At 67.3% G+C, this 13,483-nt stretch carries 11 protein-coding genes; 5 read left to right on the plus strand and 6 right to left on the minus strand.

Features of this window, described 5'->3' with window-relative positions:
- Positions 1-191: 191 nt before the first annotated feature.
- The gene (gene ppc, locus AC1RTA_RS04765; RefSeq protein WP_492784086.1) at positions 192-2,999 is read right to left on the minus strand and encodes a phosphoenolpyruvate carboxylase; all 2,808 of its coding nucleotides are present in this window, start codon (positions 2,997-2,999) and stop codon (positions 192-194) included.
- A gap of 198 nt (positions 3,000-3,197) precedes the next feature.
- On the opposite strand from ppc, the gene hemC reads away from it, so the two are divergent.
- From hemC to AC1RTA_RS04790, 5 genes are all read left to right on the plus strand, one after another.
- Positions 3,198-4,157 (plus strand): hydroxymethylbilane synthase, encoded by a 960-nt coding sequence (gene hemC / locus AC1RTA_RS04770; RefSeq protein WP_492784087.1) that lies wholly within the window; start codon positions 3,198-3,200, stop codon positions 4,155-4,157.
- 142 nt (positions 4,158-4,299) lie between these two features.
- Positions 4,300-5,067, plus strand: coding sequence for a uroporphyrinogen-III synthase (locus AC1RTA_RS04775; RefSeq protein WP_492784088.1), 768 nt, complete (start codon positions 4,300-4,302; stop codon positions 5,065-5,067).
- A 27-nt stretch (positions 5,068-5,094) separates the two neighbouring features.
- A complete protein-coding gene (locus AC1RTA_RS04780) occupies positions 5,095-6,180 on the plus strand; it encodes a uroporphyrinogen-III C-methyltransferase (protein WP_492784089.1) in 1,086 nt (361 codons plus the stop codon).
- Positions 6,177-7,379 carry a heme biosynthesis HemY N-terminal domain-containing protein gene (locus AC1RTA_RS04785; protein WP_492784090.1) on the plus strand — a complete coding sequence of 401 codons (1,203 nt, stop codon included), beginning with the start codon at positions 6,177-6,179 and terminating at the stop codon, positions 7,377-7,379. Before AC1RTA_RS04780 ends, AC1RTA_RS04785 begins: the two co-directional genes overlap by 4 nt.
- Before the next feature lie 110 nt (positions 7,380-7,489).
- On the plus strand, positions 7,490-7,729 hold the full coding sequence (locus AC1RTA_RS04790) for a hypothetical protein (protein ID WP_014236686.1): 240 nt from the start codon (positions 7,490-7,492) through the stop codon (positions 7,727-7,729).
- Between the two features lie 165 nt (positions 7,730-7,894).
- Here AC1RTA_RS04790 and hemF read toward each other — a convergent pair whose 3' ends face one another.
- The 5 genes from hemF to dusB form a co-directional block, all read right to left on the minus strand.
- Positions 7,895-8,803 (minus strand): oxygen-dependent coproporphyrinogen oxidase, encoded by a 909-nt coding sequence (gene hemF, locus AC1RTA_RS04795; RefSeq protein ID WP_492784091.1) that lies wholly within the window; start codon positions 8,801-8,803, stop codon positions 7,895-7,897.
- Positions 8,804-8,880: 77 nt separating this feature from the next.
- Positions 8,881-10,164 carry a phosphoribosylamine--glycine ligase gene (purD, locus tag AC1RTA_RS04800; RefSeq protein ID WP_014236684.1) on the minus strand — a complete coding sequence of 428 codons (1,284 nt, stop codon included), beginning with the start codon at positions 10,162-10,164 and terminating at the stop codon, positions 8,881-8,883.
- 85 nt (positions 10,165-10,249) lie between these two features.
- Positions 10,250-11,815 (minus strand): bifunctional phosphoribosylaminoimidazolecarboxamide formyltransferase/IMP cyclohydrolase, encoded by a 1,566-nt coding sequence (gene purH / locus AC1RTA_RS04805; protein ID WP_492784092.1) that lies wholly within the window; start codon positions 11,813-11,815, stop codon positions 10,250-10,252.
- A gap of 59 nt (positions 11,816-11,874) precedes the next feature.
- Positions 11,875-12,114, minus strand: a complete 240-nt coding sequence (locus tag AC1RTA_RS04810) for a helix-turn-helix domain-containing protein (RefSeq protein ID WP_014236682.1) — start codon at positions 12,112-12,114, stop codon at positions 11,875-11,877.
- Positions 12,115-12,198: 84 nt separating this feature from the next.
- Positions 12,199-13,230: a tRNA dihydrouridine synthase DusB gene (gene dusB / locus AC1RTA_RS04815; protein ID WP_014236681.1), complete on the minus strand. Its 1,032-nt coding sequence runs from the start codon at positions 13,228-13,230 to the stop codon at positions 12,199-12,201.
- Between the last annotated feature and the right edge of the window lie 253 nt (positions 13,231-13,483).

The raw sequence follows: 13,483 nt of genomic DNA on the forward strand, positions 1-13,483 counted from the left end.
GCGGCCCGCCCCCCTATTTCCAGCGACTGTCACCTGGCACCACCGCCAGGCGCAACAAATTACGAATTATGAAATCGTATTTACCGTATCTCGCCCGACACTATAGAGAGCCTTTATTTGCAGTCAATCCGCAGTGCACAATAGATTACGATTAGTAAAAACAATTGCTTATAAAACACCCTGACGGGATATCAGCCGCTGTTGCGCAGACCGGCGGCCACCCCGTTGATGGTGAGGTGGATGCCGCGGCGGATGCGCTCGTCCGTCTCCCCGGCCCGGTGGCGGTGCAGCAGTTCCACCTGCAGGTGATTCAGCGGGTCCATGTAGGGGAAGCGGTTGCGGATGGAGCGCTTCAGGAGCGGGTTGTCCGCCAGCAGTTCGGCCTGGTCCTCGATGGCCAGCAGCAGTTCCCGGGTGCGCTCCCACTCGGCCTTGATGCGGCCGAAGATGGCGGCGCGCAGCTCGGCATCGGTCACCAGTTCGGCGTAGCGGGAAGCGATGGCGATGTCGCTCTTGGCCAGCACCATGTCCATGTTGGAGAGCAGGGTGCGGAAGAAGGGCCAGTTGCGGTACATCTTGCGCAGGGTGGCCAGACCCGCCTCCCGCCCTTCCGGGTGCTCGCCCAGCCAGGCCTCGACGGCGCTGCCAAAGCCGTACCAGCCGGGCAGCATGAGGCGGCACTGGGCCCAACTGAAGACCCAGGGAATGGCCCGCAGGTCTTCGATGGCCTCCGACTTCTTGCGCGAGGCCGGGCGGCTGCCGATGTTGAGGTTGGCGATCTCGGAAACCGGCGTCGATTCGCGGAAATAGGTGGTAAAGCCCGGGGTCTCGTACACCAGGCCCCGGTAGGCGGCAAAGGCCAGCTGGGAAAGGCGGTCGAGCACGGCGTGGTAGGGCCGGGCCGGCTCCACCCGGTTTTCGTGGTCGGTGAGGGTGGCTTCCAGGGTGGCGGCGGCGAGAATCTCCAGGTTGCGCCGGCCCACTTCCGGGTTGGCGTACTTGGAGGCGATCACCTCGCCCTGCTCGGTGATGCGGATCTGGCCGGAGACAGCGCCGGCGGGCTGGGCCAGGATGGCCTGATAGCTGGGGCCGCCGCCCCGGCCGACGGAACCGCCGCGGCCGTGGAAGAGGCGCAGGCGCACGCCTGCTGCGGCAAAAACCCGGGTCAGGTCGATCTCGGCCTTGTACAGCTCCCAGCCGGAAGTGAGGAAGCCGCCGTCCTTGTTGCTGTCCGAATAGCCCAGCATCACCTCCTGCTCCTCGCCCCGGGCGGCCACCAGGGCCCGGTAGGCCGGCAGGGCAAAGAGGCTGGCCATGACCGGGGCGGAGCGGCGCAGGTCGTCGATGGTCTCGAACAGGGGAATGATGTTTACCGCCAGCTTCGGTTGGGCACCCGGAATCAGCAGCCCGGCCTCCTTGGCCAGCAGGGCCACTTCCAGCAGGTCGGAAGCGCCGTCGGTCTTGGAGATGATGCAGTTGGGCAGGGCGGCGTCGCCGTAGCGGGCCTTCAGTTCCCGGGCGGCGAAGAAGATGGCCAGTTCGCCGGCCGTTTCTTCCGAGTACGCCAGGTAGGGCGAGTAGAGGGGCCGGGGGCTGGCGATTTCCTCCGCCAGCAGGGCGATGCGTGCGGCTTCGTCGAGGGCGGAATAGGCTGCGACGGAAGGCAGGCGGCCGGCCAAGGCCAGCAGTTCGGCGACGCTGCGTTCGTGCACGTCCGAGTTCTGGCGCAGGTCGATGGGGGCCAGGTGGAAGCCGAACACCTGCACCGCCCGGATCAGGCGGCGCAGGCGGCCCCGGGCCAGCAGGCCGGCGCCGTGGGCGGCGAGGGAGGCGGCCAGCACCTGGAGATCGGCCACCAGGGCGGCGGACGAGTCATAGGGCGCGCTCTCGGCCACGGCGTGGCGCAGCGGCGGGTGCCGGTCCAGGGATTCGGAGGTGGCGGCCAGGCGGGCGTAGATGCCGGTGAGGGCGCGCCGGTAGGCTTCGTCCGCCCGGTGGGGGGAACGGTCCGGGGAGCGGTCGGCCAGGGCCGCCAGTTCCGCCGACACGGGCAGCAGCATCTGGGACAGGGGCAGGTCGGCGCCGAGGGCGTGGATTTCGTCGAGATAGAAATCCAGGGCGGCGGACGACTGCAGGCGCAGGGCCTCCTTGAGGATGTCGGCGGTGACGAAGGGGTTGCCGTCCCGGTCGCCGCCGATCCAGCTGCCGATGCGGAAGAAATTGGGCAGGTCCCAGGACTGCTCCGGGAAGCGGGATTTCAGCTGATCCTCGAACTGGCAGTAGAGCCGGGGCAGTTCGGCGAAGAAGGTGTCGTCGTAGTAGCTGATGCCGTTCTTCACCTCGTCCACCACCGCCAGCCGGTTGGGCCGCAGCATGCGGGTACGCCACAGGGTGAGCACGGCGGCGCGCAGGGCGGCGTCGTTGTCGGCCGCCTCTTCCGGGGTCATGGCCACCCGGTCCCGGGTATCCAGCAGGCGGGCCACCTCCCGCTGGCAGTGCAGGATGCTCTTGCGGCTGACCTCGGTGGGGTGGGCCGTCAGCACCGGCGAGACCAGGGCATGACCGAGGGCCTCGGCCAGGGCCCCGCCGCCGACGCCGGCTTCGGCCAGGCGCTCCAGGGCGTAGGCCAGACTGCCTTCCCGCGCCTCGGAGCCGGCGATTTCATGGGTGCGGCGGCGGCGGATGTGGTGCTGATCCTCGGCGATGTTGGCGAAGTGCAGGAAATAGGTGAAGGCCCGCACCACGGAGAGCATGGTGTCCCGGGGCAGGCCGTTGAGGATGGCGGCCAGCTCGTCCCGGGCCGCAGGCTCCTGGTCCCGGGCGAAGCGCACGGCGATCTGGCGGATGGTCTCGACGGCGGTGAAGGCCTCGCCGCCCTCCTGTTCGCGCACGGTGTCGCCGAGGAGGCGGCCGAGGAGGCGGATGTCCTCCCGCAGGGGCTGGTCCTTGTCGGCGGCGGCGGAGAGGTCGGCAGAAGGGGCGGGAGCGTGCAGGGACACGGTTTTTCCTTGGATGCGAGTCATGACCCGGCCAGATTACTGCGCTGCAACAGAGGCGCCTATGGGGGTTTTCACCGATGCCGCGCCGGGGATGGCGCTTTTGTGCCGCATCAAAGTGGCGCCCCGCCCCCATGCTAGAATGGGCGCCACTTTTTTCCACCCGCCGCACGGCATTTTCACGCTTTTCCGGGGACCGCTTTGACCACTACGCCCGCTACTGTCACCACTCCTTCCCGCATCGTCATCGCCTCCCGGGAATCCCGCCTGGCCATGTGGCAGGCCGAGCACGTGCGCGACCGCCTGGCCGAGATCCACGCCGGCGCCGAAGTCTCCATCCTGGGCATGACCACCCAGGGCGACCAGATCCTCGACCGCCCCCTGTCCACCATCGGCGGCAAGGGCCTCTTCATCAAGGAACTGGAAGTGGCCATGGAAGAAGGCCGGGCCGACCTGGCGGTGCACTCCCTGAAGGACGTGCCCATGGACATGCCCGAAGGCTTCGCCCTGGTGGCCATCTCCGCCCGGGAGAATCCCCGGGACGCCTTCGTCTCCAATAAGTTCCGCGACCTGGAAGACCTGCCGGAAGGCGCCGTGGTCGGCACCTCCAGCCTGCGCCGGGAAGCCATCCTGCGGGCCAAGTACCCCAAGCTGCAGATCCGCAGCCTGCGCGGCAACCTGGACACCCGCCTGCGCAAGCTCGACGAAGGCCAGTACGACGCCATCATCCTGGCCGCCGCCGGCCTCATCCGCCTGGGCCTCTCAGACCGCATCCGCTCCGTGCTCACCCCCGAGCAGTCCCTGCCGGCCCCCGGCCAGGGCGCCCTGGGCATCGAGGTGCGGGCCGACCGCCTGGATGCCGCCGCCTGGGTGGCGCCCCTCAACGACGCCACCACCGCCGCCTGCGTCATCGCCGAGCGGGCCTTCTCCCGGGCCCTGGGCGGCAGCTGCCAGATTCCCCTGGGCGGTTACGCCGAAATGAAAAACGGCCAGGTCTGGCTGCGGGGCTTCGTCGCCAGCGTGGACGGCCAGCAGATGGTGGAAGGCGAAGCCTGGGGCACCCCGGTGGAAGCCGCCGCCCTGGGCCGCCAGCTGGCCGAGGACCTGAAGGCCAAGGGCGCCGGCGAAATCCTCGCCGCCCTGGCTTGTGCCAAGCACTGATTGAAAACCCTTAGCCACAGAGGGCACAGAGAACGCAGAGAAAAACGAGGGCAAAGCAAAGGCAAGGAGTTGCCACTGACGTGGATTCCCTCCTGCCGGTTTTCCCCTCTGTGTTCTCTGTGCCCTCTGTGGCAAAAATGACATGCCCCTGACCGGCCGCACCATCGTCGTCACCCGGCCCCGGGCCCAGGCGGACAGCCTGGCCCAGGCCATTGCCGCTGCCGGCGGCACTCCCCTGCTCTACCCCCTGCTGGAAATCGAGGCCGCCGACCCGGCAGCGCTGCAGGCCGTGGCCCCCCGTCTGGCGGACTACGCCATCGTCTTCTGCGTCAGTCCCAATGCGGTGGAACACGCCCTGCCCACTCTCCTGGCGGCCGGCCCCTGGCCGGCCGGCACCCGCCCGGCCGGCGTCGGCACCGGCACGGAAAAGGCCTGGGCCCGCTTCGGCCTGGGCCAGGTCATCGCCCCCAGGGAACGTTTCGACTCCGAGGCATTGCTGGAACTGCCGGAATTCCAGGCCGAGGCCGTGGCCGGCAAGAAGGTGCTGATCCTGCGCGGCGATGGCGGCCGGGAGCTGCTGCGGGAAACCCTGGAAGCCCGGGGCGCCACGGTGGACGTGCTCACCTGCTACCACCGCCGCCCGCCGAGCCAGGGCACGGCAGCCCTGGAGCAGGCCTGGACCGCCGGCCGCCTTGATGCCATCATCATCTCCTCCAGCGAAGCCCTGCGCCACCTGTGGCAGTTGCTGGACGAAGACGGCCGCCGCCGCCTGGCCCAAACGCCCCTGTTCGTCCCCCACGAGCGCATCGCCCAGGGGGCCAAGGACCTGGGACTGCAACGGGTCATCCTCACGCCCCCTGCCGACCAGGGCCTATTGGCCGGCTTATGCGCCTATAATTGGGCTCAATAATTCGCTTCAGACAACACGGCCCCAGCCATGAACGACTCCCTGCCCCCCAACGAGAGCCCTGCCCCTGCCGAGACGACGCCTGCGGCGTCCCCCACCCCGCCCCCGGCCAAGCCGCGCCAGGAAGCCTGGCGCAATCCCTGGATCGGCGTCGCCGTGGTGGCCCTGGGCCTGGCCGGCTGGCAGTGGGTGGAAACCCGCATCAAGCTCTCCGACACCCAGCAGGAACTGGCCAAGCGCCTGGCCGACGCAGACAGCCTGTCCAAGGAAACCCGGGGCGTGGCCAAGCAGTCCCAGGAGGAAGTGGGCCGTCTGCAGGCCAAGCTGGGCGCCCTGGAAGCCAAGCTGGCCGAATCCCAGAACCAGCAGGCCGCCCTGGAAAACCTCTACCAGGACCTGGCCCGCAACCGGGACGAAGCGGCCCTGGCCGAAATCGAGCAGAGCGTCACCCTGGCCGCCCAGCAGCTGCAGCTGGCCGGCAACGTGCAGGGCGCCATCCTGGCCCTGCAGGCCGCCGACGCCCGCCTCTCCCGCAGCGAACGGCCCCAGTTCACCGCCCTGCGCAAGACCATCAACCGGGATCTGGAAAAGCTGCGTGCCGCTCCCTATGTGGATGTTTCCGGCATGAACCTGCGCCTGGAAAACATCATCGTCGCCACCGACACCCTGGCCCTAGCCTTCGACGAGCGCCCCAAGCCCGAGAAGGAGGCCAAGGAAGCCGCCCCTGACGGTACGCCCGCCAGCGGCTTCTGGCAGCGCCTGGGCCTGGACCTGTGGAGCGAGGTGAAGGGCCTGGTGCGCATCCAGCGCTTCGACCGCCCCGAACCGGCCCTGCTCTCCCCCTCCCAGAGCTTCTTCCTGCGGGAGAACCTCAAGCTGCGCCTGCTCAATGCCCGCCTGGCCCTGCTTTCCCGGGACCAGTGGACCTTCCGCAGCGAGCTGAAGATGTCCCAGGCCTGGCTGGAGCGCTACTTCAACACCAACGACAAGTCGGTGCAGACCGCCATCGCCAGCGTCAAGCAGCTGGCCGGCACCGAAATCGTCATCGAGCTGCCCCTGCTCAACGACAGCCTCAACGCCCTGAAGACCCTGAAGCTGGCCAAGGAGCGCAAATGAGAGGCCTGTTCTGGATTCTCGCCCTGTTCGCCGCCGCCGTCGGCCTGGCCCTGGCGGCCCGGGTCAATGACGGCTACGTGCTGGTGGTGTTCCCGCCCTGGCGTCTGGAAGTCTCCCTCAACCTGCTGATCATCGGCCTCATCGCCGCCTTCGCCGTGCTGCACGGCCTGCTGCGCCTGGTTTCCCTGACCCTGGGCCTGCCCGCCCGGGTCAGCGAGTTCCGCGAACGGCGCAGCAAGGACAAGGCCGCCACCGCCCTGCAGGACGCCCTGCGCCACTTCTTCGAAGGCCGCTACGGCCAATCCATGAAGCGGGCCGAGGAATCCTTCAGCGCCGGTTACGTGCCCGGCCTCTCCGCCCTGGTAGCCGCCCGGGCCGCCCACGCCCTGCGCGAAAACGCCAAGGAAGGCCAGTGGCTGAAGGATGCTGAAGGGGACAACAACCTGAGGGTCGCCCGCCTCATGCTGACCGCCGAGATGCGCCTGGATTCCCGGGACTTCAGCGGCGCCCTGGACGCCCTGCGCCAGCTACAGGAAACCGCCGGCCGCCACATCGCCGCCATGCGCCTGGAACTGAAAGCCCAGCAGGGCCGCAAGGACTGGGAACAGGTACTGCGCCTGGCCCGGCAGTTGGAGAAGCGGGACGCCCTGGCACCGGAGCAGGCCCGGGAAATCATCCTCAAGGCCCACCGGGAAAACATCCGCCAGCGCCAGGAAGACACCCCTTCCCTGCTCGCCTACCTGCGCACCATCCCCAGCCGGGAAGGCTCGCCCCGCCTGGCCGCCACCGTGGCCCGGGCCCTGCTCAGCCTGGACGCCAAGGCCGAGGCCCTGAAGGTGGTGGAAAGCACCCTGGAAAAGTGCGACGAGGACGACTGGAATTCGGACCTGGTGGAAATCTACGGCCAGGTGGCCGTGGCCGACGCCGACGGCGGCGAGCTCACCGCCCGCATCGCCCGGGCCGAGGGCTGGCTCAAGCAGCGCCCCCGGGATGCCGGCCTGCTCCTGGCCCTGGGCCGGCTGTGCCTGCAGCAGAAGCTGTGGGGCAAGGCCCAGAACTACCTGGAAGCCTCCCTCTCGGTGGAGGAAAGCCGCGATGCCCACCTGGAACTGGCCCGGCTGCTGGACCAGCTGGAGCGCCCCGGCGAGGCCGACCGCCACTACCGCCAGGGCTCGCGCCCGGACCTCTACCGCAACTGACGGCCCGACGGCCCCTTACGGGGGCCTGTTGCGGCAGCCGGGAAGCGCGCTAGAATGGTCATCCCAACGAGGGAAACACAGACAACACAGAGGGTATACGGGGACTAGTCATGCTCAACATCGATCTGCGCAAAATCTACAACTTCTACCCGGTGGAGCCGGCCCCCGATGCGGCCAACCTGCCCACCGGCGGCGACATCTACTACGAGTGCCTGGACTGCACCACCGTCATCAACTCGGTGCCCCACATCAAGAGCGCCTGCCCCTGCGGCAACCTGACCGGCGGCGGCGGCAACCTGACGGTGAAGCACCCGGACCGGGTGAAGGTGGTCAAGGGCAAGCTGAAGTAAGCCAAGCCGCAACGAAAAAAAGGGAGCCCATGGCTCCCTTTTTTATTGGCCGCTGCCGGCGCCGGCGGACGGTTGCACGACCTGCGCCAGCAGCCAGTATCCACACCATTCTCGACAGACATGCCTGGGAGAATGGCTTCCCGCCTGCCTCCCGGGCCGGGTGCCCTAGACCCAATCCCGCGGCGGCAGGAAGTCGGTGTACAGGGCGGCTTCGGCGCTGCCCGCTTCCGGCTGCCAGTCGTAGCGCCACTTGACCACCGGCGGCATGGACATGAGGATGGATTCGCTGCGGCCGCCGGATTGCAGGCCGAACAGGGTGCCCCGGTCCCACACCAGGTTGAATTCCACGTAGCGGCCCCGGCGGTAGGCCTGGAAGTCCCGCTCCCGCTCGCCGTAGGCCAGGTGGCGGCGCTGTTCCAGGATGGGCAGGTAGGCCGACACGAAGGCATCGCCGACGCTGCGGGTGAGGTCGAAGCAGCGTTCGAAGCCGCCCTCGTTGAGGTCGTCGTAGAAGACGCCGCCGACGCCCCGGGGCTCGTTGCGGTGCTTGAGGAAGAAGTATTCGTCGCACCACTTCTTGTAGCGCGGGTGCACCGTCTCGCCGAAGGGCGCCAGGGCGTCCTTGCAGGTCTGGTGGAAGTGGCGGGCATCCTCGGCGAAGCCGTAATAGGGGGTCAGGTCCATGCCGCCGCCGAACCACCACACCGGCTCCTGGCCCTCTGCCGTGGCGATGAAGAAGCGCACATTCATGTGGGCCGTGGGGCAGTAGGGATTGCGCGGATGCAGCACCAGGGAGACGCCCATGGCCTCGAAGCTGCGGCCGGCCAGTTCGGGCCGGTTGGCGGTGGCCGACGGCGGCAGGTTGCCGCCGGTGACATGGGAGAAATTGACGCCGCCCCGTTCGAACAGGTGGCTCTCCTCGATCACCCGGGATTCGCCGCTGCCGCCCTGGGGCCGCTGCCAGGCATCGCGGCGGAAGGTGCCGCCGTCCAGGGCCTCGAGGGCGGCGATGATGCGGTTCTGCAGGTCGGTGAGGTAGGCGCGGACGGGGGCGCTGCTGGGAAGCTGGCTCATGGGGAATTCTCGCAGGGGAAAAGAAACGGGGCGGTCATGGCCGCCCCGCTGTTTAGTGTGGTGTTGCGCGCAAAGGTTCAGCGGCTGACGGCCCGGTAGCCGATGTCCTTGCGGTACTGGACGCCGTCGAAGCGCACCTGGGCGGCCACTTCGTAGGCCCGCTTCTGGGCCAGCTTGACGTTGTCGCCCAAGGCGGTGACGCACAGCACACGGCCGCCGGAGGTCAGCACTTCGCCGTTGGGGCCGCTGCTGGTGCCGGCGTGGAAGACCTGGGCATCGTCGCCGAAGGCGTTGCCGTGGGCCGGCAGGCCGGTGATGACGTCGCCCTTCTTCGGCGTGTCGGGATAGTTGGCGGCGGCCAGCACCACGCCGAGGGCGACGCGGCGGTCCCACTCGGCTTCCACCTGGTCCAGGGTGCCGGCGATGGCGTGCTCCAGGACCTTGGTCAGGTCGGACTTGAGCCGCATCATGATGGGCTGGGTTTCCGGGTCGCCCATGCGGCAGTTGAATTCCAGGGTCTTCACGGAGCCGTCCTTGCCGATCATCAGACCGGCGTAGAGGAAGCCGGTGAAGGGGATGCCGTCGGCTTCCATGCCGCGCACCGTGGGCATGATGATTTCGCGCATGACCTTGGCGTGCACTTCCGGAGTCACCACGGGCGCCGGGGAATAGGCCCCCATGCCGCCGGTGTTGGGGCCGGTGTCGCCGTCGCCGATGCGCTTGTGGTCCTGGCTGGAGGCCAGGGGCAGCACGTTCTTGCCGTCCACCATGACGATGAAGCTGGCTTCCTCGCCGTCGAGGAAGTCCTCGATCACCACCCGGGCGCCAGCGTCGCCCAGGGCGTTGCCGGAGAGCATGTGGTCGATGGCGGCGTGGGCTTCCGCCAGATCCATGGCCACCACCACGCCCTTGCCGGCAGCCAGGCCGTCGGCCTTGATGACGATGGGGGCGCCCTGGCGATCCACGTAGGCGTGGGCCGCGGCAGCGTCGGAGAAGGTCTCGAAGCCGGCGGTGGGAATCTTGTGGCGGGCCATGAAGCGCTTGGCGAAATCCTTGGAGGATTCCAGCTGGGCCGCTTCCTTGGTGGGGCCGAAAATCTTCAGGCCCCGGGCGCGGAAGATATTGACCACGCCGGCTGCCAGGGGCGCCTCGGGACCCACCAGGGTGAGGTGGATCTTTTCCTTCTCGGCGAAGTCGGCCAGGGCCACCGGATCGGTGATGTTGAGGTTTTCCAGTTCCGCTTCCCGGGCGGTGCCGGCGTTGCCGGGCGCCACGTAGACCTTCTGCAGGCCGGGGGACTGGGACAGCTTCCAGGCCAGGGCGTGCTCGCGGCCGCCGGAACCGATGACGAGGAGTTTCATTGTTTGTCCTTTGCGCTTCTCAGATATTGCACTGGGTACTGTACCAATGCGCTCGGCGGGGCAGCCCGGCTGCCCCGTCACGCAATCAATGGCGGAAGTGGCGGGCGCCGGTGACCACCATGGCCAGGCCGTGCTCGTCGGCGGCGGCAATCACTTCGGCGTCACGCATGGAGCCGCCGGGCTGGATCACGGCCTTGGCGCCGGCCTGGGCCAGCACGTCCACGCCGTCGCGGAAGGGGAAGAAGGCGTCGGATGCCACACAGGAACCGTCCAGGGAGAGGCCGGCGGCCTGGGCCTTGATGGCGGCGATCTTGGTGGAATCGACGCGGCTCATCTGGCCGGCACCCACGCCCAGGGTCATGCCGCCGCCGCAGAAGACGATGGCGTTGGACTTGACGAACTTGGCGACGCGGTAGGCAAAGAGCAGGTCTTCCAGCTGGGCATCGGTGGGGGCCTTCTTGGTCACCACTTTCAGGTCGGAGGGCTGGACGTTGAACATGTCCGGGCTCTGGATCAGCAGGCCGCCGCCGACGCGCTTGTATTCGAAGGCGTGGTAGGCGCGCTGCAGGGGCACTTCCAGCACCCGCAGGTTGGTCTTGCCGGCCAACAGTTCCTTGGCAGCGGCAGTGAAGGCCGGGGCGATCAGCACTTCGACGAAGTGCTTGCGCTCGTTCATGGCGTTCACCACATCCACGTCCACGGTGCCGTTGAAGGCGATGATGCCGCCGAAGGCGGAGGTGGAGTCGGTCTTGAAGGCATTTTCATAGGCTTCCAGCAGCTTGCCGCCGATGGCCACGCCACAGGGGTTGGCGTGCTTGATGATGACGCAGGCCGGGGTGTCGAAGACCTTGACGCATTCCCAGGCGGCATCGGCATCGGCGATGTTGTTGTAGGACAGTTCCTTGCCCTGCAGCTGGCTGTAGTTGGCGATGGCGCCGGGGGTGTGCACCGGGTCCTTGTAGAAGGCGGCCTGCTGGTGGGGGTTCTCGCCGTAGCGCAGCACTTCGACGCGGTCGAAGGCGGCATGGTAGGCGGCGGGGAACTGCTGGGGCTGGTTCTGCTCGTCCAGGCTGGTGAGCCAGTTGGCGATGGCGGAATCGTAGCGGGCGGTATGGGTGAAGGCCTTCTTGGCCAGGCCGAAGCGGGTGTTGAGGGACAGCTCGCCGCCGTGGCCCTGCATTTCGTCCAGCAGGGGCTGGTAGTCGGCCGGATCGGTGACGATGGCGACACCGGCGTAGTTCTTGGCGGAGGAGCGGACCATGGCGGGGCCGCCGATGTCGATGTTCTCGATGGCATCTTCCAGGGTGACGTTGGGCTTGGCCACGGTCTCGCGGAAGGGATAGAGGTTCACGCACACCAGGTCGATGGTGGGAATGCCGTGCTGCTCGATGGTGGCCAGGTGCTCGGGCAGGTCGCGGCGGGCCAGGATGCCGCCGTGCACCTTGGGATGCAGGGTCTTGACGCGGCCGTCGAGCATTTCCGGGAAGCCGGTGTAGTCGCCGATTTCGGTGACCGCCAGGCCGGCGTCGCGCAGCATCTTGGCGGTGCCGCCGGTGGACAGGAGCTTGACGCCTTGGGCGGCCAGGCCTTGGGCGAATTCGAGAACGCCGCGCTTATCGGAAACGGAAATGAGGGCTTGACGGATTTTCATGGTGGATGCGATGAAAGATTGAAAACGGTGAATGGCGATGAAACGGGAACGGGTGGGGCTCAGATGAGCTTGTAGTCCACCAGTTTCTTGCGCAGGGTATTGCGGTTGATGCCCAGCATCTCGGCGGCCAGGGTCTGGTTGCCGCCGGCCTGCTGCAGAACGATCTGCAGCATGGGTTTTTCCACATTACGCATGACCATGTCGTAGATGGCTGCCGGACGCTCCCCGTCCAGGTCCCGGAAATACTGCTCCAGTGCCCCGAACACGCAGGCGGAAATATCATTGTTATTGCGGCTCATGGCCGAGGTACCTCTCCAAAAGTGTGTTGCTGACGCCCTCTGTGAGGCGGCGTCCGGCCTGCCCGGGAAGCGCGCGGCTCCCGCTCAGGCGGCCAGATCGTGATCCTGCTCTTGTTGTGGTGCTTCGTACTTCAGGTGTTCGCCGGCCTGGGCCAGGCTGGCAAAGAATTCGTTGACGGCGGCCTGCTGGGCATCCAGTTCCATGAGCTGGTTCATGGTCTTGCGGAAGGCGGCGGAACCCACCAGGCCCTTGGTGTACCAGGAGATATGCTTGCGGGCGATCTTCACCCCGGTCTCGATGCCGTAGAAGGCATAGAGGTCCTGCAGGTGCTCCTGCAGGATGCGGTGGATTTCCTCCACCCGGGGCGGGGGCAGGTGCTCGCCGGTCTTCAGGAAGTGTTCGATCTCGCGGAAAATCCAGGGCCGGCCCTGGGCGGCGCGACCGATCATGACGCCGTCGGCGCCGGTCACTTCCAGCACATGCCTGGCCTTTTCCGGGGTGGTGATGTCGCCGTTGGCGATCACCGGAATGCCGATCTGGCTTTTCACCAGGGCGATGGTTTCGTATTCGGCCTCGCCGGTGTACTGGTCGGCCCGGGTGCGGCCATGGATGGCCACGGCGCGGATGCCGGATGCCTCGGCGATGCGGGCGATGGTGGGGGCGTTCTTGTTGAGGCGGTTCCAGCCGGTGCGGAACTTGAGGGTCACCGGGGTATCGGGCACGGCGCCGACCACGGCCTCCAGGATGCGGCCCACCAGCACCTCGTCCTGCATCAGGGCCGAGCCGGCCATGACGTTGCACACTTTCTTGGCAGGGCAGCCCATGTTGATGTCGATGATCTGGGCGCCGTTGTCCACGTTGTACTTGGCCGCCTCAGCCATCATGGCCGGATCGGCGCCGGCGATCTGCACGGAAATGGGCGCCACTTCCCCTTCGTGGTTGGCCCGGCGCTGGGTTTTCTTGCTGCCGTAGAGCAGGGAATTGGAGGTGACCATCTCGGACACCGCCAGGCCCGCGCCCAGGGTCTTGCACAATTGCCGGAACGGCCGGTCCGTGACCCCCGCCATGGGAGCGACGAACAGATTGTTGCGCAAGGTAAAACCGCAAAATTCCATAGGTATTGCCGGGCAAGAAAGGGGTGAGGAAGGGGGCGGATTCTACCCCAAGCGCTGCCTAAAAAATAGTCACCAGACGGGGCGCGGCTTTGCGGGGCACAGGCGGAACCCGAAAAACCAATTTGTGAAATAAGTCACAGATAACAAAGACTACCCCAACCTGGGTAAGCAACTGGCTTTTTCGCTGCCGGAAGTCGCCCGGGCCAGACAGAAACACGCCTCCATTCAACGGAAAGGGGCAGTGGCACCGTCA

Source organism: Azospira sp. MPR-E4 (genome assembly GCF_058809645.1).